The 20422-nt window shown below is 62.3% G+C and carries 17 protein-coding genes; 6 read left to right on the top strand and 11 right to left on the bottom strand.

Translation table 11 applies throughout. The features are described 5' to 3' along the window. Positions 1 to 154: 154 nt before the first annotated feature. The 4 genes from PRJ_RS22490 to ttgA all read right to left on the bottom strand — a co-directional run bounded on the left by PRJ_RS22490 (position 155) and on the right by ttgA (position 7577). Positions 155 to 1411, bottom strand: coding sequence for an OprD family porin (locus PRJ_RS22490; protein ID WP_104962499.1), 1257 nt, complete (start codon positions 1409 to 1411; stop codon positions 155 to 157). A 404-nt stretch (positions 1412 to 1815) separates the two neighbouring features. Then, positions 1816 to 3270, bottom strand: coding sequence for an AdeC/AdeK/OprM family multidrug efflux complex outer membrane factor (locus PRJ_RS22480; RefSeq protein WP_104962497.1), 1455 nt, complete (start codon positions 3268 to 3270; stop codon positions 1816 to 1818). After that, positions 3267 to 6419: a multidrug efflux RND transporter permease subunit TtgB gene (gene ttgB, locus PRJ_RS22475; protein ID WP_014754360.1), complete on the bottom strand. Its 3153-nt coding sequence runs from the start codon at positions 6417 to 6419 to the stop codon at positions 3267 to 3269. The genes PRJ_RS22480 and ttgB overlap by 4 nt, the downstream gene beginning before the upstream one ends. A gap of 3 nt (positions 6420 to 6422) precedes the next feature. Further along, a complete protein-coding gene (gene ttgA, locus PRJ_RS22470) occupies positions 6423 to 7577 on the bottom strand; it encodes a toluene efflux RND transporter periplasmic adaptor subunit TtgA (protein ID WP_104962496.1) in 1155 nt (384 codons plus the stop codon). Between the two features lie 256 nt (positions 7578 to 7833). On the opposite strand from ttgA, the gene ttgR reads away from it, so the two are divergent. Beyond that, positions 7834 to 8466, top strand: a complete 633-nt coding sequence (gene ttgR, locus PRJ_RS22465; protein ID WP_104962495.1) for an efflux transport transcriptional regulator TtgR — start codon at positions 7834 to 7836, stop codon at positions 8464 to 8466. A gap of 117 nt (positions 8467 to 8583) precedes the next feature. Here ttgR and PRJ_RS22460 read toward each other — a convergent pair whose 3' ends face one another. After that, complete coding sequence (locus PRJ_RS22460) at positions 8584 to 10035, bottom strand: MDR family MFS transporter (RefSeq protein ID WP_104962494.1); 1452 nt, start codon at positions 10033 to 10035, stop codon at positions 8584 to 8586. Between the two features lie 382 nt (positions 10036 to 10417). Between PRJ_RS22460 and PRJ_RS22455 the strand changes: the two genes are divergently transcribed. Continuing rightward, positions 10418 to 11287 carry an oxaloacetate decarboxylase gene (locus tag PRJ_RS22455; RefSeq protein ID WP_020190257.1) on the top strand — a complete coding sequence of 290 codons (870 nt, stop codon included), beginning with the start codon at positions 10418 to 10420 and terminating at the stop codon, positions 11285 to 11287. Between the two features lie 232 nt (positions 11288 to 11519). On the opposite strand, the gene PRJ_RS22450 is transcribed toward PRJ_RS22455, so the two are convergent. Continuing rightward, complete coding sequence (locus tag PRJ_RS22450) at positions 11520 to 12428, bottom strand: LysR family transcriptional regulator (RefSeq protein WP_104962493.1); 909 nt, start codon at positions 12426 to 12428, stop codon at positions 11520 to 11522. A gap of 183 nt (positions 12429 to 12611) precedes the next feature. On the opposite strand from PRJ_RS22450, the gene PRJ_RS22445 reads away from it, so the two are divergent. After that, positions 12612 to 13226, top strand: coding sequence for an NAD(P)-dependent oxidoreductase (locus PRJ_RS22445; protein WP_104962492.1), 615 nt, complete (start codon positions 12612 to 12614; stop codon positions 13224 to 13226). Between the two features lie 19 nt (positions 13227 to 13245). Here the strand turns inward: PRJ_RS22445 and PRJ_RS22440 are convergent, their stop codons facing one another. Beyond that, positions 13246 to 14121 carry a LysR substrate-binding domain-containing protein gene (locus PRJ_RS22440; RefSeq protein ID WP_012053627.1) on the bottom strand — a complete coding sequence of 292 codons (876 nt, stop codon included), beginning with the start codon at positions 14119 to 14121 and terminating at the stop codon, positions 13246 to 13248. 114 nt (positions 14122 to 14235) lie between these two features. Here PRJ_RS22440 and PRJ_RS22435 point away from each other — a divergent pair, with 114 nt between their 5' ends. Next, positions 14236 to 15873 (top strand): 5-guanidino-2-oxopentanoate decarboxylase, encoded by a 1638-nt coding sequence (locus PRJ_RS22435; RefSeq protein ID WP_104962491.1) that lies wholly within the window; start codon positions 14236 to 14238, stop codon positions 15871 to 15873. Positions 15874 to 15996: 123 nt separating this feature from the next. Here PRJ_RS22435 and PRJ_RS22430 read toward each other — a convergent pair whose 3' ends face one another. Further along, on the bottom strand, positions 15997 to 16917 hold the full coding sequence (locus tag PRJ_RS22430; protein ID WP_104962490.1) for an AraC family transcriptional regulator: 921 nt from the start codon (positions 16915 to 16917) through the stop codon (positions 15997 to 15999). A 202-nt stretch (positions 16918 to 17119) separates the two neighbouring features. Here PRJ_RS22430 and PRJ_RS22425 point away from each other — a divergent pair, with 202 nt between their 5' ends. Then, a complete protein-coding gene (locus tag PRJ_RS22425; RefSeq protein ID WP_010952504.1) occupies positions 17120 to 17413 on the top strand; it encodes a putative quinol monooxygenase in 294 nt (97 codons plus the stop codon). 16 nt (positions 17414 to 17429) lie between these two features. After that, positions 17430 to 17696, top strand: a complete 267-nt coding sequence (locus tag PRJ_RS22420; protein WP_014859143.1) for a hypothetical protein — start codon at positions 17430 to 17432, stop codon at positions 17694 to 17696. Here the strand turns inward: PRJ_RS22420 and PRJ_RS22415 are convergent, their stop codons facing one another. The 3 genes from PRJ_RS22415 to PRJ_RS22405 form a co-directional block, all read right to left on the bottom strand. Further along, complete coding sequence (locus PRJ_RS22415) at positions 17697 to 18302, bottom strand: flavin reductase family protein (RefSeq protein WP_004575149.1); 606 nt, start codon at positions 18300 to 18302, stop codon at positions 17697 to 17699. 119 nt (positions 18303 to 18421) lie between these two features. Then, entirely contained in the window at positions 18422 to 18748 is a 327-nt protein-coding gene (locus tag PRJ_RS22410; RefSeq protein WP_014592240.1) for a hypothetical protein, read from the bottom strand. A gap of 300 nt (positions 18749 to 19048) precedes the next feature. Further along, positions 19049 to 20368: an MFS transporter gene (locus PRJ_RS22405; protein WP_104962915.1), complete on the bottom strand. Its 1320-nt coding sequence runs from the start codon at positions 20366 to 20368 to the stop codon at positions 19049 to 19051. Between the last annotated feature and the right edge of the window lie 54 nt (positions 20369 to 20422).

The following is a 20422-nucleotide window of genomic DNA, read 5'->3' as shown; positions in this document are numbered from 1 at the left end:
GCCTGCAGTCACCACCATCATCAGCTCAGCGAATGGCGGCAGCTCGCACTGGGCAATTCATGGCAGGGTTTTCATCACGCTGTTGCCAATGATGCTTTCAAAAGGGAGGGCGTCTGGCCTCTTCGCGGGGTTATTCGCGAAGAGGCCAATTGAGTCACAGAAGATTCAGCGGATAACTCACAATCAAGCGGTTCTCATCGAACGCGTTGGTGCTGAAGTCGCGACGCATGGTCGAGTTGCGCCATTTCAGCGACAGGTCCTTGAAGCTGCCCGACTGCACCACATAGGCCAGCTCTGTTTCCCGCGCCCATTCCTTGCCATCGTCCACGCTGCCCACGTTGACGTTGTCACCCTTGATATAGCGGTTCATCAGGGTCAGCCCGGGTACGCCGACGGTGGCGAAGTTGAAGTCATGGCGAACCTGCCAGGAACGCTCCTTGGCATTGTCGAAGCTTGAATTGTAGCTGTCGTTGGCCAGGGTACCGCCACTGGTGCCATTGACCCGCATCCAGGCATCGTCGCCGCTGACCTTCTGCAGGCCAACGTAAAAGGTGTGGCCTTGGTAGCGCGCCGAAAGCAAGGCGGAGGCGGTGCGGTTGTCCAGCTTGCCGGCCCGTTCGGCGCCATCTTCCTTGCCGATGAAGTAGCCCAGGTTGGCGCCCAGCGTCCAGTCGCCCAGCGGCTGGCTGTGCGTCAGGTTGAGGTATTGCTGGCGGTAGATGTCCTTGAGCTGGGCATCCCACAGGCCGATCATGGTGCGCTTGTCGTTGAAGGTGTACTCACCGCCGCCGAAGTTGAAACGGTCGGAGGTGAAGGCGGCTTTACCGTTGAGCGACATGTCTTCCATGCTGGCATCGTTGCGCGGGCTGTTGCCGCGGAACTGGCCGGCGTACAGGGTCAGGCCGGCGATTTCCCTGGAGGTCAGCTGGCCACCGCGGAATGTTTGCGGCAGTGAGCGGCCATCGTCCGAACGCAGGATTGGCAGTACCGGCATCCATTCACCGACTTTCAGCTCGGTTTCGGACAGCTTGGCCTTCAGCGCCACACCCAGCCGGCCAAAGTCATCGGCCGGGCGGCCGTCGTCATGCACGGGCAGCAGGTGAGTGTTGGTGGTGCCTTTGCCGCCGTCGAGCTTGACCGAGTACAGGCCCAGTACGTCCACGCCGAAACCGACCGTGCCCTGGGTGAAACCGGAGCGGGCATCGAGGATGAAGCTTTGTGTCCATTCCTCGGCCTTGCCCTGTGGGTGGGCCGGGTCGACGAAGTTACGGTTGATGTAGAAGTTGCGCAGGTTGAGGGTGGCCTTGGCGTCCTCGATGAAACCACCTTCGTTGGCGGCGAATGCGGGGAGGGCGCAGGACATGGCCAACAGGCCAGGCAGCAGCTGACGTGCGGGTAGCGAAATGCTCATCTGTCGTGGATCTCTTGTTTTTATGGTCGAGCCGGTGCACTGCAGGATCGGGCCTGCAGGTGCGGGTGTTTTTGATGAACTTGGGTAACGTTGCGTGGGGGGATGGTGCGGGGTAGTGCGGGGGTGAGGCAATTCGCCGCAAACGGAACGGGGCGATAATCGAACGGAATGTTCCGGTTGGTTAATAACTCTCCTGGGGCGGCCTCTTCGCGGGTGAACCCGCTCCTACAGCGGCTTGCGCCCAACCACCGATATGTGTCCACCACCCGATCCGTGTAGGAGCGGGTTCACCCGCGAATACGGTGGTGGCTGCGACGCCGAATCGCCAGGGGATACTGGCCGGCACAGGCACTAAAAAAGCAAAGCCCACCGCTAAGGGTGGGCTTGTGCTGTAACAAGGCCGATCAGCCTTTCGGTGTTTCCACCGATGCCTGCTGGTTGGCCTGCCCGGTCTGCTCGTACCAGCCACCGCCAAGCGCCTTGTACAGGTTGACCTCGCTGGTCAGCTGCGACAGGCGGTCGCCGATCAGCGCTTGCTGGGCACTGAACAGGTTGCGTTGGGCATCGAGGAAGGTCAGGTTGCTGTCAATCCCGATGCGGTAACGGCGTTCGGCCAAGCGGTAGTAGTCCTGGTTCGCCTGCACCAGGTCGCGCTGGGCCTGCAACTGCTCTTCGAAGGTCTTGCGTGCCGCCAGGCCATCGGAGACTTCCTGGAAGGCCGTCTGGATGGTTTTTTCGTACTTGGCGACGTTGATGTCCTTCTGGATTTTCGAGTAGTCCAGGCTGGCTTTGAGGCTACCGGCGTTGAAGATCGGCAGGTTGATCTGCGGCTGGAACAGCCAGGTGCCCTGGCCGCCCGAGAACAGGTGGCCCATGTCGGGGCTCAGGCTGCCGGCGTTCGCGGTCAGGCTGATGCTCGGGAAGAACGCTGCGCGGGCTGCACCAATGTTGGCGTTGGCAGCCTTGAGCAGGTGCTCGGCTTCCTGAATGTCCGGGCGACGCTGAAGGATATCCGATGGCAGGCCGGCCGGTACTTCGGCCAGTTGGTCGGCATCAAGCTCCAGCGGCTTGGCCAGGTCGGCAGGAATGCCGGTGCCCAGCAGCACGGTCAGGCTGTTGACGTCCTGGGCGACCAGGCGCTGGTACTGCGAGTACTTGACCCTGGCGCCTTCCACGGCGGTACGCGCCTGGCTGACGTCCAGGGCCGATGCCACGCCGACTTCGTTGCTGCGACGGGTGAGGTTGTAGCTTTCCTCGTAGGTCTTCAGCGTTTCTTCGGTCAGCTTGAACAGGGCCTGGTCGGCCTGCCAGGTGTAGTAGGCGTTGGCCACGCTGGCTACCAGGGCGATTTGCGTGGAACGACGCGCCTGCTCGCTGGAGAGGTAGGTTTCCAGGGCCTGCTCGGTCAGGCTGCGCACGCGGCCGAACAGGTCCAGCTCGTAGGCGCTGACGCCCAAGGTGGCCGAGTACTGGCTGGTGATGCCAGATTCGCCCGTTTGCGACATGTTCGCCGGGACACGCTGGCGGCTGCCGCTGCCGGTGGCCGAAACCGCCGGGAACAGGTCGGCGCGCTGAATGCGGTATTGCGCACGGTAGGCGTCGAGGTTCAACGCCGCGACGCGCAGGTCGCGGTTATTGACCAGCGAGGTCTGGATCAGCTGTTGCAGCGCCGGGTCGCGGAAGAACTGGCGCCAGCCCTGTTCAGCAGCGGCAACATCCGCCGATTGCGTCGGCGAGTAAGCAGGGCCTTGCGGCCACTGCGCAGCCACCGGCGCCTCCGGGGTCTGGTAGTCAGGGATCAGCGAGCAGCCGCCAAGAATGAAAGCGGTTACCGCCAGGGACAACAAAGACTTGGTCATTGCCCAGCCTCATAACGTGGATTTTCAGGGGTGACGTCTTTTTCCGGCTCTTTGCTGCCGAACAGCGACGACACTGCGACGAAGAACAGTGGTACCCAGAAGATAGCCAGCACGGTCGCACTGATCATGCCGCCGATCACGCCAGTACCGATGGCGTGCTGGCTGCCGGCGCCGGCGCCGCTGGCGATGGTCAACGGCACCACGCCCAGGATGAACGCCAGCGAGGTCATGATGATCGGGCGCAGACGCATGCGGCACGCTTCGATCGCTGCGTCGTACAGGCTACGGCCTTGTTCGTGCAGCTCCTTGGCGAATTCCACGATCAGAATGGCGTTTTTCGCCGCAAGACCGATGGTGGTCAACAGGCCAACCAGGAAGTACACGTCGTTGGACAGGCCGCGCAGGCTGGTGGCGATCAGCGCACCGATGATACCCAGCGGTACTACCAGCACCACAGCGATCGGGATCGACCAGCTTTCGTACAGGGCCGCCAGGCACAGGAACACGAACAGCACCGAGAGGGCGAACAGCGCCGGCATCTGCGAGCCGGAGAGTTTTTCCTCGTAGGACATGCCGGTCCAGGAGAAGCCGATACCGCTTGGCAGCTCGCCTGCAATGCGCTCGACCTCGGCCATGGCTTCACCGGTACTGTAGCCAGGCGCCGGTGCACCGAGGATTTCCATCGCTTCGACACCGTTGTAACGCGACAGCTTCGGCGAACCGTAGGTCCATTCGCCTTTGGCGAAGGAGGAGAACGGCACCATCTCGCCTGCGCCGTTGCGCACGTACCATTTTTGCAGGTCTTCCGGGCTCATCCGCGCGCTGGGTTCGCCCTGGATGTACACCTTCTTGACCCGGCCACGGTCGATGAAGTCGTTGACGTAGCTGGCACCCAAGGCAATCGACAGGGTGTTGTTGATGTCGGCAATGGTCACGCCCAAGGCGCTGGCACGTTCGTCATCAATGGTCAGCTGGTACTGCGGTTCATCGTTCAGGCCGTTCGGGCGCACGGCGCTGAGGATCTTGCTCTGCGCAGCTTTGGCCAGGAACTGGTTGCGCGCCTCCATCAACTTCGCGTGGCCGACACCGCCGCGGTCCTGAAGGAACACGTCGAAGCCGGTGGCGTTACCCAGTTCAAGCACCGCTGGCGGGGCGAAGGCGAACACCATCGCATCGCGGAAGGTGAAGAAGTGCTGCTGGGCGCGCTGGGCCAGGGCGAACACGCTGTTTTCCTTCGAGCGTTCATCCCAGGGTTTGAGCATGATGAAAGCCATGCCTGAGCTCTGGCCGCGGCCTGCGAAGTTGAAACCGTTGACGGTGAACACCGACGATACGGTATCGGCTTCGTCCTTGAGCAGGTATTCACGCATCTGGTCGACCACGACCTGCGTGCGTTCGGCACTGGAGCCGGCCGGGGTCTGCACCTGAGCGAACAGTACGCCCTGGTCTTCTTCTGGCAGGAACGCGGTAGGGATGCGGGCGAACAGCCAGATCATGCCGACCACGATCAGCGCATAGGCCAGCAGGAATGGCACCTTGTTGCGCAGGATGGTGCCTACACTGCGCTCGTAGCCATTGACGCTGCGGTCGAAGTTGCGGTTGAACCAGCCGAAGAAACCGCCTTTGGCGGTGTGGTGTTCGCCCTTCTTCAACGGTTTGAGCATGGTTGCGCAGAGCGCCGGGGTGAAGATCAGCGCAACCAGCACCGACAGGCCCATGGCCGAGACGATGGTGATGGAGAACTGCCGGTAGATCACACCCGTGGAGCCGCCGAAGAACGCCATGGGCAGCAGTACGGCCGAGAGCACCAGGGCGATACCCACCAGGGCACCCTGGATCTGTTCCATCGAGCGTTTGGTCGCTTCCTTGGGCGGCAAGCCTTCCTCGGACATGACCCGCTCGACGTTCTCCACCACGACGATGGCGTCGTCCACCAGCAAGCCGATGGCCAGAACCATGGCGAACATGGTCAGGGTGTTGATGCTGAAGCCCGCGGCGGCAAGGATGCCGAAGGTACCCAGCAATACCACCGGTACGGTCATGGTGGTGATGATGGTGGCGCGGAAGTTCTGCAGGAACAGGTACATCACCAGGAACACCAGCACCACGGCTTCGATCAGGGTGTGGATCACGCCGCTGATCGATTCGGTGACCACTGGGGTGGTGTCATACGGGAATACCGCCTTGACCCCCGGCGGGAAGAACGGTTCCAGGCCTTTGATGGTCTCGCGCAGTGCCTTGGCGGTGTCCAGGGCGTTGGCGCCGGTTGCCAGTTTTACCGCCAGGCCGGAAGCCGGCTTGCCGTTGAACTGGGCGCTGACGGCGTAGTTTTCACCCCCCAGGCCCACTTGGGCGACGTCACCCAGGCGCACCTGTGAACCGTCTTTGTTGACCTTGAGCAGAATGCTCTCGAACTGCTCGGCGGTTTGCAGGCGGGTCTTGCCGATGATGGTGGCGTTCAGCTGGGTGCCCGGCAGGGCTGGCAGGCCGCCGAGCTGGCCGGAAGACACCTGCACGTTCTGTGCGGCCACAGCGGTCTTGACGTCGACCGGGGTCAGCTGGAACTTGTTCAGCTTGGCCGGATCGAGCCAGATACGCATGGCGTACTGCGCACCGAACACCTGGAAGTCACCTACACCCGCTGTACGCGAGATCGGGTCCTGCATGTTCGAGACGATGTAGTTGGCCAGGTCGTCCTTGGTCATGCTGCCGTCTTCGGAGACCAGGCCGATCACCAGCAGGAAGTTCTTCACTGCTTTGGTGACGCGGATACCTTGCTGCTGCACTTCCTGCGGCAGCAGCGGGGTGGCCAGGTTCAGCTTGTTCTGTACCTGTACCTGCGCGGTGTCGGGGTTGGTGCCCTGTTCGAAGGTGGCGGTAATGGTCATGCTGCCGTCGGAGTTACTTTCCGACGACACATAACGCAGGTTGTCGATACCGTTGAGCTGCTGCTCGATCACCTGCACCACGGTGTCCTGCACGGTTTGCGCCGAGGCGCCCGGGTAGGTCACGGCGATGGCGATGGCCGGCGGCGCGATACTGGGGTACTGGTTGATCGGCAGCTTCAGGATAGACAAGGCCCCGACCAGCATGATCACCAACGCGATCACCCAGGCGAAGATCGGGCGATCGATAAAGAACTTCGACATGGTTTACTCCGCTTTGGCGTCTGCTTTCGCCGCGTTGGCCTGAACAGGGCCGGCCGGCTTCTTGACGTTGGTGGCTTCGCTGACCTTCACCTCGACGCCTGGGCGCACGTACTGCAGCCCTTCGGTGATCAGGCGGTCACCCGGGTTGAGGCCTTCCTCGATCAGCCAGTCGCTACCCAAGGTGCGGCTGGCCTTGAGCTGGCGCAGTTCAACCTTGTTCTCCTGGTTGACCACCAGGGCGGTGGGTGCGCCCTTGAGGTCGCGGGTCACGCCTTGTTGCGGTGCCAGGATGGCGTTGGTGTTGACCCCGGCCTTGAGCCGCGCATGCACGAACATGCCTGGCAGCAGGGTGTGATCGGGGTTGGGGAACAGGGCGCGCAGGGTCACCGAGCCGGTGGTCTCGTCGACCGCGACTTCGGAGAATTCCAGGCGACCTTCCTGCTTGAACAGGCTGCCGTCTTCCAGTACCAGCTGAACCGATGCGGCGTTTTTGCCGGCCTTCTGCAACTGGCCGCTTTCCAGGTCACGGCGCAGCTTGAGCAGCTCGGCGGTGGACTGGGTAACGTCGACATAAATAGGATCGAGCTGCTGGATGGTGGCCATGGCGTCGGTCTGACCATTGCTCACCAGTGCACCTTCGGTGAACGAAGAGCGACCGATACGGCCGCTGATCGGCGCCAGAACCTTGGTGTAGCGCAGGTCGATCTGTGCGCTCTTGAGCGAAGCCTCGGCCTGCAATCGTTTGGCATTGGCGTCGTCGTATTCCTGTTTGGAGACGGCCTGCTCGTCAATCAGTTGCTTGTAGCGTTCGGCCAGTGAGCGTGTAGCCAGCAGGTTGGCCTTGGCATTGGCCAGGGTGGCTTCGTACACGGCAGGGTCGATCTGATACAACTGCTGGCCTTCCTTGACCTCACTGCCTTCCTTGAACAGGCGCTTGAGGATGATGCCGTTGACCTGCGGGCGCACTTCTGCGACGCGGTAGGCACTGGTTCGCCCCGGCAATTCCGAGGTGAGGGTGAAGGCTTGCGGCTGGATGGTCACGACGCCGACCTGAGGAGCCTGCGCCGCGGGCGCTGCTTCTTCTTTCTTACAGCCACTGAGCAGGGTTGCCAGGGCGACGGCGGAAACCAGAGCGGTAACGGCTGGCTTGAATTGCATGAGGATCCTCGGGTCGCTGGAGCAGGGAGACGCTCAAGAGTAATGGAAGAGATCTTGATCTGGAAAAAATGCTATCCGGTGGATAAATAGCTTGCTAAGGAATATACTTACATTCATGGTTGTTTGTAAATACTGCTGGGTTGTACTCAGGTACAGCCGCAGCGTTTGATTAGCTCATCCGAGAGGCCCCGGCAGAGGTGCCCCCGGAGCGTCCCCGCACGCGCTGCGCGTTCGGGCCAGATGAGGTTGTACTGCCATGGTCCGTAGAACCAAAGAAGAAGCCCAGGAAACCCGCGCCCAGATCATCGAAGCGGCGGAAAGGGCCTTCTACAAGCGCGGGGTCGCGCGAACCACCCTGGCCGACATCGCCGAACTGGCGGGTGTGACGCGGGGGGCGATCTACTGGCACTTCAACAACAAGGCCGAGCTGGTGCAGGCGTTGCTCGACAGCCTGCGCGAGACCCATGACCATTTGGCGCGCGCGAGCGAAAGCGAGGATGAACTCGACCCGCTTGGCTGCATGCGCAAGCTGCTGTTGCAAGTGTTCAACGAGCTGGTGCTCGATGCCCGAACCCGTCGTATCAATGAAATCCTGCATCACAAGTGCGAGTTCACCGATGACATGTGTGAAATTCGCCAGCAGCGCCAGAGTGCGGTGCTGGATTGCCACAAGGGCATCACCCTGACGCTGGCCAATGCCGTACGCCGGGGCCAGTTGCCTGGCGAGCTGGATGTCGAGCGCGCGGCGGTGGCCATGTTTGCCTATGTCGATGGCCTGATCGGGCGCTGGCTATTGCTGCCTGACAGTGTCGATCTGCTGGGCGATGTCGAAAAATGGGTCGACACCGGGCTAGATATGCTGCGCTTGAGCCCGGCTCTGCGCAAATGACACTTTGTTAAGGATTGTGAGGGAGTGTTTCCCCTTTGTGTTAAGGGGGTATTAAGGGCATGGCCGCCCTGCGGCTGTTCGGAGCACAAGGCGGCTCTTGCAGCAAGTGCGTAGCCTTCAGCGGCCGCGCAATTGCCGGTCGGGCAAAGCCAATGCCGCAAGCAGTCCCAGCACCGCGACGACCGCACTCCCCATCAGCAGCTGCCGGAACGTTTCCAGCAACCGTCCCTGAGTCACCGGGTCCACCTCTGCGGCCTTCAAGCTCCCCAGCAACGGATTACCCGACAGTTCGAAACCACCCTGATGCAGCAGTGCCAGCAACAAGCTGGACATGCATGCCACGCCCATGGCTCCGCCCAGCGAACGGAACAGGTTGGTGGTGCTGGTGGCCACGCCGATGTCTTTGCTGGCCACCGCGCTCTGTGTGCCCACCAGTGAGGTCGGGAATTGCAGCCCGCAGGCTATGCCGGTCAGCAGCATGAACAGCGCAATGAGCAACGCTGATTGCGGTGGGGTCAGTGCCATCGCGAAAATGGCCACTGGCATCAGCAGTGCACCGGCCAGGATCTGTGGCTTGTAGCGCCCGGTCCGGCTGGTCATGCGGCCACCTGTGAAGGCGCCCATGGGCAGCCCCATGGCCAGCGGCAGCAGATGCAGGGCGGCGCTGTCGGCACCGGCGCCGGTAATGCCCTGGTAACGCAGGGGCATGAGCATGGTCAGCGAAATGGACTGGAAGCTGGCGAAGAAGATCACCGCCCAGCACAGCACTGCCACACGGTTGCCGAACAGACTGAGCGGCAGCAGCGGTTCCGGGCAGCGGCGTTCGTGGGCGATGAATAGCGCCAGGCCCAGCAGGGCGCAGCCGAACAGCGCCAGCACGGCCGGGTCGGCCCAGGCCTGGCCCTGGCCCACCAAGGTGATGCCCAGGAGCAGGCTGCCAAGGCCGAGAATCAACAGCATGGCGCCAAGGTAGTCCACCTGTGCCTCGCGACGCTGCACTGGCATGTCGCCGAGCGCACGGCGAATGGCCCACAAGGCGACCAGCCCCAGCGGCAGGTTGATCCAGAACACCCAGCGCCACGACAGGTACTCGGTCAACCAGCCGCCCAGCACTGGCCCGGCCACGCTGGCCGCGGCGTACATGCTGCTGAAGTAGCCCTGGTAGCGGCCGCGTTCGCGCGGGGGCACGAAGTCGCCAATGATTGCCTGGCTCACCGAGACCATCCCGCCTGCGCCGATACCCTGCAGTACCCGGGCCAGCACCAGTTGCGGCATGTCCTGGGCCATGGCGCAGGCAATGGAGGCCAGGGTGAACAGGCTGATGCCGGTGAGGATCATCCGGCGCCGGCCGTAAAGGTCGCCCAGTTTGCCGTAGATCGGCACGGCCACGGTCATGGCCACCATATAACCGGAGATGACCCAGGCCAGCAGGCCGACATCGCTGAACTGCGCCGAGATGGCCGGCAGCGAGACGGCGACGATGGTCTGGTCCAGTGCGCCGAGGAAGATGGCCAGCATCAGGGCGGTGAGCACGTTGCGCAGGGCGGTGGGGGGCAGGGCGGCGGTCACGGGAATACCTTGTTTTGTCTATGGCGGCCCCTTCGCGGGCAAGCCTGCTCTCACAGAAGCCCTCGGATTGTAACCTGAGTTAGGTAGCTTCCTATGTACTATCTGCATCCCCTATGCAAGATCGGCATTGGCGCATTCATCCAGTGCTGCATGGCTGCGTGATATCGTTGGTATGCCACAGAGGCTGAAATCCGGGGCTTGCACCAGGTTGGTGCAGCATATTGCCGCAGGTTTTTCAGTCCGCTGTCTCCCACACCTTTTATTCCTCTGCCTGCATGTCGAGCATGACCGCCCAGATGGCGACGGTTGGAACAGGTCAGGTAGACCCGATTACAGGGGTCGGTAGTTACCGTTCAAATTTCAACTTTTTTGCGGAGTGATCATGCCCAAGGCTTCCCACCAAGATCTGCGTTTTGCCTTCCGCGAGCTGCTCGCTTCAGGTTCCTGTTTCCACACTGCCTCGGTGTTCGACCCGATGTCGGCACGCATTGCCGCAGACCTGGGCTTCGAAGTCGGTATCCTCGGCGGGTCGGTCGCTTCGTTGCAGGTACTGGCTGCTCCGGACTTCGCTCTGATCACCCTCAGCGAGTTCGTCGAGCAGGCCACCCGCATTGGTCGGGTCGCGCAACTGCCGGTACTGGCCGACGCCGACCACGGCTATGGCAACGCACTGAACGTGATGCGCACGGTGATCGAACTGGAGCGCGCCGGTGTGGCCGCACTGACCATTGAGGACACCCTGCTGCCTGCCCAGTTCGGGCGCAAGTCCACCGACCTGATCCCGGTCGAGGAGGGGGTTGGCAAGATCCGTGCGGCGCTGGAGGCACGAGTCGATTCGTCCCTGTCGATCATTGCCCGTACCAACGCGGGCGTAATCAGCACCGAAGAAATCATCGTGCGTACCCAGAGCTACCAGAAGGCGGGCGCTGATGGCATCTGCATGGTCGGGGTCAAGGACTTCGAGCAGCTCGAGCAGATTGCCGAGCACCTGACCGTGCCGCTGATGCTGGTCACCTATGGCAACCCGAACCTGCGCGATGACGAGCGCCTGGCGCGTCTGGGCGTGCGCATCGTGGTCGATGGCCATGCGGCTTACTTTGCCGCGATCAAGGCCACTTACGACTGCCTGCGGCTGCAGCGTGGTCGGCAGAACAAGTCGGAAAACCTCAGTGCCACCGAGCTCTCGCACACCTACACCCAGCCAGAAGACTACATTCGCTGGGCCAAGGAATACATGAGCGTCGAAGAGTGATCGGCAGGGCGCCGTCCATTCAACGGACGGCGCTCAAGGTTGCACTGTGAGGCACGCAATGTGCCTGCTCGCAGCTATTGGCGACGCTTGGCTGGCTGCGTAGCAGTTCGGCGCGCCAGCAGGCTGAGCCATACAGCGCTGTAACTGCGGTAAGGGCCATGACAAGGGCGACTCTTTTTGATTTGATGCCCATGGTGCTCACCTCCTGTGACAGCGATAGGGGTGTACGCCACTAGTATAGATCCCGATCCCACTCCGGCTCGTCCTTGAAACGCTGTACCAGGAAATCCAGCATGCTGCGCAAGGTCGCCGGCATGTGTTTGCGCGACGTATACACCGCATTAAGGTTCAGTTCACGCGGTTTGGCCTCGGGCAGCAGACGCACCAGTTCACCCCGGCGTATGGCGTCTGCGGCCTGGAAGGTTGGCAGCATGGCGATACCTGCGCCCGCCAGCGCGGCCCTCTGCAGGGTCATCACCTCATTGGCACTGATGTTTCCCGATACGGGGACGGCGACCTGCTGGCCGGCTACCGCGAAATGCCACAAGCTGTGTCCGAAATAGGCATGGGTCAGGCAGTTGTGCAGGCTCAGTTCCTCAACCCGTTGCGGCGTGCCTCGCTCATTCAGGTAGGCCGGTGCCGCGCACACGACCGAGCGGCACACGCTCAGGCGCCGGGCGATGAGGCTGGGGTCCACGTCATTGCTGGTGCGAATGGCCAGGTCGATGCGCTCGTCCACCAGGTTGACGGTGCGGTCGAGCATCTGCAGTTCTACCTTCACGTCAGGGAAGCGCCGCACATAGGCGGCCACTGCATCCACCAGCTGTGCCTGGCCGAATGAGGTACTGACGCTGATACGCAGTGCCCCCCTTGGCGCGTCTTCCGGCTGCTGCACGGCAGCCTGCAGGTCACCGGCCAGTTCCAGCAGTTGCCGGCAGCGAGGCAGGGTTTCCTGGCCGGCTGCCGTGAGGCTGAGCTTGCGCGTGGTCCGCTGCATCAGCCGCGTGCCAACCCAGTCTTCCAACTCTGCCAGGTAGCGCGACACGACCGGACGCGATAACTGCAGATAGTCCGCCGCCGCCGACTGACTGCCCAGGTCGATGACTGTGACGAATACACGCATGGCATTGAGGCGATCCATGATTTGCCCGATTTCAGAAACAAACTATGTATGAGCATCGCATTTTTTGTGACGAATCGGGTAACTAAGCTGTGCGCATTGTTTGCCGGAAGGCGTTATCCGAAGCCGGCAGACGAGAGCCCTGGCGCTGGCGGCGAAGGTCGCCAAGGGCAGTCATTTCGTTCAACTGATGGAGAGTATTTCATGAGCAAGATCGCAATCATCGGTGCCACTGGCCGCGCTGGCAGCCAGTTACTGGAAGAGGCCCTGCGCCGTGGTCACCGTGTGCTGGCCATTGCCCGCGACCCTTCCACGCTTGCAGGGCGAGAGGGTGTGACCGTCAAGTCGCTGGATGCCACGGACAGCGCGGCCCTGCAAGCAGCGGTCGCAGGTATGGACGCTGTGTTGAGTGCCGCGCATTTCTCGACAATGCAGCCGCACGCCATCATCGAGCCGGTGAAGCGCGCCGGGGTCAAGCGCCTGCTGGTGGTGGGTGGCGCCGGTAGCTTGTTGTTGCCGTCAGGGCATCGGGTGATCGACAGCCCGGATTTCCCGGAGGCGTATAAAGCCGAGGCCAGTGCCGGCGTGCGTTTTCTGGAGGCGCTGCGGCGCGAGCCGAACCTGGACTGGACCTTCCTCTCGCCTTCGGCTGAGTTCGTTGAGGGTGAGCGCAGAGGTCACTATGCGCTGGGCAAGGATCATCTGTTGATCGGTGCGGACGGCAAGAGCTGGATCACGTTTGCCGACTATGCGATTGCCATGCTGGATGAGCTGGAGAAGCCGAAACACTCGCGGCAACGGTTCACAGTCGGCTATTGAGTCGCCTGCGAAAGGGCCGTCACAGGCTGGCCTGGCCCTCCAGCCAGTCCAGCAATTCCAGCAGCCCGGGCGGTAAGCTCCTGGCCTGGCTCACCAGGTAATACCCCTTGCCTGTCAGCACCTTCAGCGCAAACGGCATGCACAACCGCCCACCGCGCAGGTCATCGCCAATCAGCGACCAGTCACCGATCGCCACCCCAGTCCCCTGCGAGGCCATGGCCATCGCCATGTCCAGTGTCTCGAAATGTTGTTTAGGTCCATGCGTGGCCAGCGTCACTCCAGCCGCCTGCAACCACAACCGCCAGTCGTGTTCATCCCGCGAGGGATGCAGCAGCATGTGCCTGGCCAGGTCTTCCACCTGCTGCAACGGCACTGGCCCTTCACGCAGTGACGGTGCGCACACCGGGGTCAGCTGCTCATCGAACAGCTTGCGCACCTGCAGCCCGTGGTTCGGTGCATCGCCGTAGACCACTGCCGCATCGAAGCCCTCGCGACGGAAATCCACCCCGTGCTGCACGGTCGTGGTCAGCTCCACCGGTACGTCCGGGCGCAGTGCCTGCCACTCCATCAGGCGCGGCAGCAGCCAACGCATCACGCAGGTGGGGGCCTTGAGCTGCAGGGTGGTGCTGTGCTCACCCACCTCGCGCACCCCTTGTTCGATCAGGGCGAACACCTGCTGCACCCGCGGCAACCAGTCCAGGCCTTCACGGGTCAGGCTCAACCCACGCGCCTCGCGCTTGAACAGGGCATAACCGAGGTGTTCTTCGAGGGCTGCAATCTGGCGGCTGACAGCGCCCTGGGTGATGTGCAACTGCTGCCCGGCGCGGGTGAAGTTGCAGTGCTGGGCGGTGACCAGAAACGTGTGCAGGGCAGGCAGGGGCGGGAGACGTTTCATTGCAGTAAGCCATGATCAAAGGACATGGCTAGTATGTGTTTTTTTACATTGTGGCGATAGCCGTGGCTTGGGTCCAATAAGGGCATACCCCAACAAGATTCATGGTGATCCCTGATGGCAACCTGCGGCGAAGTACTGGTCAAACTCCTTGAAGGCTATGGCGTCGATCATGTCTTCGGCATCCCCGGTGTGCATACCGTGGAGCTCTATCGTGGCCTGGCGGGCTCTTCCATTCGCCACATCACCCCGCGTCATGAGCAAGGTGCCGGGTTCATGGCTGACGGCTATGCGCGCACCCGCGGCAAACCCGGGGTATGCTTCATCATCACTGGCCCGGGCATGACCAATATCACCACTGCCATGGGCCAGGCCTATGCCGACTCGATCCCGATGCTGGTGATTTCCAGCGTGCAGTCCCGTGACCAACTGGGCGGTGGCCGTGGCAAGTTGCACGAGCTGCCCAACCAAGCCGCGCTGGTATCGGGGGTGGCGGCGTTTTCCCACACCTTGATGAGTGCAGCCGACTTGCCGCAGGTGCTGGCCCGGGCATTTGCCGTGTTCGACAGTGCCCGGCCACGCCCGGTGCATATCGAAATCCCGCTCGATGTGCTGGTTGAACCGGCCGACTTCCTGCTGCCGGGCCGCCCTGTACGGGGTAGTCGGGCAGGGGCTGCACCGCAGGCCGTGGCGCAGATGGCTGAGCGACTGGCCAGTGCACGTCGGCCGCTGATTCTGGCCGGCGGCGGGGCGTTGGCTGCGGGCGCTGCGCTGGCACGCCTGGCCGAACACCTTCAGGCCCCGGTGGCGCTGACCATCAATGCCAAAGGCTTGCTGCCTGCCAGCCACCCATTGCAGATCGGCTCGACCCAGTCGTTACCGGCCACACGGGCGCTGGTGGCCGAGGCTGACGTGGTGCTGGCGATCGGCACCGAACTGGCCGAAACCGATTATGACGTGACCTTCAAGGGAGGCTTCGAGATCCCGGGCAGTCTGCTGCGCATTGACATCGACCCGGACCAGACCGTGCGTAATTATCTGCCGGAGCTGGCGCTGGTGGCCGATGCCGAGCTGGCAGCCGAAGCGCTGCTCGGTGCCTTGCAGGCCCAGCCGCAGCCAGTGCACGAAAGCACTTGGGGCGTGGCCCGCGTGGCCGACCTGCGCAAGGTCCTGGCGGCAGACTGGGACCAGCCCACCCTGAGCCAGACGCGTTTGCTGAGCGCCATACTGGAGCGCCTGCCGAATGCGATTCTGGTGGGCGACTCGACCCAACCTGTGTACACCGGCAACCTGACACTCGACATGCAGCAGCCACGCCGCTGGTTCAACGCCTCGACCGGGTACGGCACCTTGGGTTACGCGTTGCCAGCAGCTATGGGCGCCTGGTTGGGCAGTGCCGAGCAGGCCGTGGAACGCGCTCCGGCGGTGTGCCTGATTGGTGATGGTGGTTTGCAGTTCACCCTGCCGGAACTGGCCAGTGCAGTGGAGGCGCAGGTACCGCTGATCGTACTGCTGTGGAATAACCAGGGGTACGAGGAAATCAAGAAATACATGGTCAATCGGGCGATCGAGCCGGTCGGGGTGGATATCCATACCCCGGATTTCATCGGCGTGGCGCGGGCGTTGGGCGCGGCAGCAGAGAACGTGGCCGATATCGCCCAATTGCAGGCCGCGCTCGGGCAAGCGGTGGAGCGCAAGGGGCCGACCTTGATTCAGGTGGATCAGAATCAGTGGCAGGCCGCGGTGTTGGGTTGAAGCATTGCGATTGCCTGTATCGGCCTCTCGCACCTGCAGGCAGCGCGCAATTTTCGCATCTGTGCAAAAACCTGTAGGAGCGGGTTTACCCGCGAAAGCGCCGCTGCAGGCGAATGTCGAGCTTCAGACCGCAGTAGCCCGCAACCGAGCCACATCACGAATCGGCGGCGCGCCGTAAAGCCGGCTGTATTCACGGCTGAACTGCGACGGGCTTTCATAACCCACCCGATAAGCCGCCACCGCCGCCTCCAGCCCGTCGTTCAACATCAGCCGCCGCGCCTCCTGCAGGCGCAGCTGCTTCTGGTACTGAAGCGGGCTCATCGAGGTCACGGCCTTGAAGCGGTGGTGCAAGGTCGAGGTGCTGAGGTTGACCTCACGGGCCAGGTCCTCGATACGCAGCGGCTGTTGGAAGTTGTTGTTGAGCCAAGTGATGGCCTGGCAAACCCGGTGGGTCTGGCTGTTGGCCAAGGCAATTTCATACAGCCGGTAACCCTGCGGCCCACGCAGCAGGCGGTAGAGAATCTCTCGGCGGAACAGCGGCGCCAGCATTGCGATGTCGCGGGGGGTGTCCAGCAGCCGCAGCAACCGCAGCAGGGCATCGAGTAACGCGGCATCTGTCCTTTCCACATACAAACCACGGCCGGAAGGTCGATTGGGTACCAGCATCGGGCCGCTCTCGGCGATCAGCTGGCTGATCTCCGCCGGGTCCAGGTCCATGCGCAGGCCCAGGCTTGGGTTCTCGGGGCTGGCATCCAGCCTCACGGCACTGAGTGGCAAGGTCACCGAAACGACCATGTAATGCAGTGGGTCGTAGGCATACTGCTCGTCACCCAGGAACAGGCTTTTGCTGCCTTGGGCAAGGATGCACAGGGCAGGCTGCGCCAGGGTGGGTACAGAACGCACATTTTCGGTGTGACGCACCAGGTACAGGTCATCAATGGCCGATGCTGGGCCATAGGGCTCGCCCGCATGGCGGTTGATCAGCTCGGCCAGCTCCAGGCGCTGCAGTTCCAGGGTCGGTTCGGTGGACGTGGCGGTGGTCATGATGGCTTTCCTCTGCTGACCGACGCAGCATAGGTTTGGGCAAAGACGGGCGCTAGTCGAAAGCTGCATGTGGATTGCCTGATCCTGCCGCGCTGCAGGATCAGGCAATCGACATGCAGTAATGGCCTAACGCGCTGCGCGGGTGAGCGCCTAACCTTGGCAGCCTGGCTTTTCCGTCCGCCTGCTTCAAGGAGATTGTGCAATGACCCTTAAACAACCGGTCACCCACCTTGCTTTCATCCGTGCCAGCAGCGGGCGCTCGGCAGAGCTGGGCGCGCGCCTGCGTGACCTGCTCGAGCCCTCGCTGCGTACACCGGGTTGCCTGAGTTTTACCGTGCAGCGTTCGCAGGCTGATGCTGACCTGTGGTTGCTCAGCGGAAGCTGGCAGGACCAGCAGGCGATGAGTGGTTACTTTGCTTCGCCGACACTGGAGGTGTTCGGTGAGCTGGTGCAGGCCCAGGTGGTCAGCAGCCTGGACTTGCATACCTTCGATTGAGCGTGAATGAGGTAAAGTGACGCCCTTGTTCAATCACGCGGACAGCAACATGGCACGTAGGGAATTCACTCATTTCGAAGCGGTATCGGCGATGGTGCCGGTGGAAGGTGGCGGCTACAACGCAGCCATCGCGGTCAAAGCCTTGGGCATGGGCGGCGCGCCGCGCTTTCACAAGGTTCTCGACGGGCAGGTATTCAAGGGCGCCGTGGCCGCCGACGAAGCGGCCACCGCCGAACTGCAACGCCTGCAGGGCGTCAGCGAAGAGGGTGAGCTGGTCTGGTGATCAGGCCGGCGGCCGGGCCATCTTGAACAGGTTGCCCAGCTCGAAATAATCCGCCGGGCCACCCCCACGCAGGATTGGCTCGGCGGCAGCGGTATCGTAGATGCCGTTGTTCAACAGGTGCTCGGCAATGTGCACCGCCACCACTTCCCCAAGGATCAGCCAGCTGGGCACCTCTTGCTGGTCGGCCCGCTTGAGCTGGACGATCTGGCTGACCTTGCACTCGAAGGCTACCGGCGTTTCACCCACGCGCGGCACCTTGACGATGCTCGACGGTGCGGCAGTGAGGCCGCTCAATTCGAATTCGTTCACTTCGGCAGCAACCGGTGCGCAGCTCAGGTTCATTTGCTCGGCCAGTGGGCGGGTGGCCAGGTTCCAGACGAACTCACCGGTCTGCTCGATGTTGTTCAGGCTGTCTTTGCGCCCGACGCTGCAGAAACCGATGATCGGCGGGATGTAGTTGAACGCATTGAAGAAGCTGTAAGGCGCCAGGTTCAGGCGGCCTTCGCGGTCCTGAGAGGAGATCCAGCCGATCGGGCGGGGACCGACGATGGCATTGAACGGGTCGTGCGGCAGGCCGTGGCCTTTGGCGGGTTCGTAGTAATACATCTGTGCTGGGCTTGTTGGCCCTACCTCCTGGTGGACAAGGTGCCTAGTGTGCCAAGCCTGAGCTCGCCTGCAAATGATCAAGCCCGGCCGAAGCCGGGCTGGGTGCTCGCAATCAGGTATCAGCTGATGCGGTGCGCGTTGGTGCGATCGAAGCCGTCTTCAGCGAAGCGTTGGCCACCGGTGCGGTCGAAGCCGTCTTCAGCGAAGCGTTGGCCACCGGTGCGGTCGAAGCCGTCTTCGGCGAAGCGCTGGCCGCCGGTGCGGTCGAAGCCGTCTTCGGCGAAGCGTTGGCCACCGGTGCGGTCGAAGCCGTCTTCAGCGTAGCTGGCTGACTGGGTTTGAACTGCGGCAAAGGTGTGAGCGTCGGTCCGGTCGAAGCCATCTTCGGCGAAGGCGCCAGCTGCGAAAACCGAGAGGGCCAGGGTAAGGATCAGTTTGTTTTTCATGGTCGTTGCTCCAGGGGTTTGTGAGTTGTTTGTTTCTATGGGTTTAATCCTACGCCGAATAACTTGATTAAAAAGCGCAAAAAACAGCGCTTAATAATCTATTTGCTCGATGTATTTGGGCGCGTATGTGGTGCTTCAGGCCGCAACCCTGGCTAGGGAGCGTCCTTGCGGGCGCCAACGTTCTGCCAGCCATTGCAGCTTGATAAGGTGGAATTAATAGGGCGTTAAGAAGGAAAAGTCTGAATAGAAAAGGGGCGCTCCATGCAATGGAGCGCCCCTTTTAGTACTGCCAGGCCAGCGTTACTCAGTGGTAATCCGCGAGTGCTGCTTGGTGTCTTTCATGGTCGCGTAAACCAGCAGCGAGCAGGCGATACAGGCGGTGACGTACCAGTAGAAGCCGCTCTCCATACCAGCGCTCTTGAACCACAGGGCCACGTATTCGGCGGTGCCACCGAAGATCGACACCGTCAGGGCATACGGCAGGCCCACGCCCAGGGCGCGAATCTCGGTTGGGAACAGCTCGGCTTTGACCACGGCGTTGATCGAGGTATAGCCGCTTACGATGATCAGTGCGGCCATGATCAGGAAGAACGCACCCCACCAGGTCTGGATGGTGTGCAGGGTGCTGAGGATGGGGACGGTGAACAGGGTGCCGAGCACACCGAAAGCGATCAGGATCGGACGGCGGCCAATCTTGTCGGACAGACCACCGATCACCGGCTGCAGGCACATGAACAGGAACAGCGTGGCGGCCGAGATGGTGGTCGAGTCACTGATGCTCATGCCCACGGTGTTGACCAGGTATTTCTGCATGTAGGTGGTGTAGGTGTAGAAGGCCAGGGTGCCGCCCATGGTCAGACCGACGACGGTCATCAGCTCCTTGGGGTGACGCAGCAGGGTGCGCATCAGGCTTTCCTTGGCCTTTTCCTTCTTGGTGAACGAGGCGGTTTCTTCCATGCCGCGACGCAGGTACAGGGCCACCACCGCGCACAGCGCACCGATCACGAACGGCACGCGCCAGCCCCAGGCGTACAACTGCTCGGTGGTCAGGGTCTGTTGCAGGATGATCAGTACCGCCAGGGCGATGAGCTGGCCGGAGATCAGGGTCACGTACTGGAAGCTGGAGAAGAAACCACGGCGATCCTTGCTGGCCATTTCGCTGAGGTAGGTGGCCGAGGTGCCGTATTCACCACCCACCGACAGGCCCTGCAGCAGGCGCGCGATGACCAGCAGGACAGGTGCGGCGACGCCGATGGTTTCGTAACCCGGGGTCAGGGCGATGACCAGGGAGCCTGCGCACATGAGCAGGACCGACGCCATCAGCGCGGCCTTGCGGCCCTTGCGGTCGGCGTACAGGCCCATCAGCCAGCCACCGATCGGGCGCATCAGGAAGCCCACGGCGAAGATCGCGGCGGTATTGAGCAGTTGTGCGGTGGAGTCGCCGGCGGGGAAGAAGGCCTTGGCGAAGTACAGCGAGAATGCGGCGTAGACGTACCAGTCGTACCATTCGACCATGTTGCCGATGGACCCGCTGAAAATCGACTTCAAGCGGCTGGCGGTGGTTTTTTCTGCGGCAGGCGCGGTGGCCGCCCCGGCGGGCAGGGAGGTGGCGTTATCCATGAGGGATACCTTCTCGTTGTTTTTGTGGAGCGCGCCGTGGCGCAGCTTGCCAAG

It is taken from the genome of Pseudomonas sp. XWY-1 (genome assembly GCF_002953115.1).
In the GTDB taxonomy this organism is placed as follows: domain Bacteria; phylum Pseudomonadota; class Gammaproteobacteria; order Pseudomonadales; family Pseudomonadaceae; genus Aquipseudomonas; species Aquipseudomonas alloputida.
The sequence above is the reverse complement of the archived record's forward strand: the minus strand, read 5'-3'. Positions and strand labels throughout refer to the sequence as shown.

Bases quoted from the DNA above. Each gene is read 5' to 3' on its own strand.
- PRJ_RS22490 (WP_104962499.1), bottom strand. From the start codon at position 1,411: ATGAGCATTTCGCTACCCGCACGTCAGCTGCTGCCTGGCCTGTTGGCC.
- PRJ_RS22480 (WP_104962497.1), bottom strand. From the start codon at position 3,270: ATGACCAAGTCTTTGTTGTCCCTGGCGGTAACCGCTTTCATTCTTGGC.
- ttgB (WP_014754360.1), bottom strand. From the start codon at position 6,419: ATGTCGAAGTTCTTTATCGATCGCCCGATCTTCGCCTGGGTGATCGCG.
- ttgA (WP_104962496.1), bottom strand. From the start codon at position 7,577: ATGCAATTCAAGCCAGCCGTTACCGCTCTGGTTTCCGCCGTCGCCCTG.
- ttgR (WP_104962495.1), top strand. From the start codon at position 7,834: ATGGTCCGTAGAACCAAAGAAGAAGCCCAGGAAACCCGCGCCCAGATC.
- PRJ_RS22455 (WP_020190257.1), top strand. From the start codon at position 10,418: ATGCCCAAGGCTTCCCACCAAGATCTGCGTTTTGCCTTCCGCGAGCTG.
- PRJ_RS22450 (WP_104962493.1), bottom strand. From the start codon at position 12,428: ATGGATCGCCTCAATGCCATGCGTGTATTCGTCACAGTCATCGACCTG.
- PRJ_RS22445 (WP_104962492.1), top strand. From the start codon at position 12,612: ATGAGCAAGATCGCAATCATCGGTGCCACTGGCCGCGCTGGCAGCCAG.
- PRJ_RS22440 (WP_012053627.1), bottom strand. From the start codon at position 14,121: ATGAAACGTCTCCCGCCCCTGCCTGCCCTGCACACGTTTCTGGTCACC.
- PRJ_RS22435 (WP_104962491.1), top strand. From the start codon at position 14,236: ATGGCAACCTGCGGCGAAGTACTGGTCAAACTCCTTGAAGGCTATGGC.
- PRJ_RS22430 (WP_104962490.1), bottom strand. From the start codon at position 16,917: ATGACCACCGCCACGTCCACCGAACCGACCCTGGAACTGCAGCGCCTG.
- PRJ_RS22425 (WP_010952504.1), top strand. From the start codon at position 17,120: ATGACCCTTAAACAACCGGTCACCCACCTTGCTTTCATCCGTGCCAGC.
- PRJ_RS22415 (WP_004575149.1), bottom strand. From the start codon at position 18,302: ATGTATTACTACGAACCCGCCAAAGGCCACGGCCTGCCGCACGACCCG.
- PRJ_RS22410 (WP_014592240.1), bottom strand. From the start codon at position 18,748: ATGAAAAACAAACTGATCCTTACCCTGGCCCTCTCGGTTTTCGCAGCT.
- PRJ_RS22405 (WP_104962915.1), bottom strand. From the start codon at position 20,368: ATGGATAACGCCACCTCCCTGCCCGCCGGGGCGGCCACCGCGCCTGCC.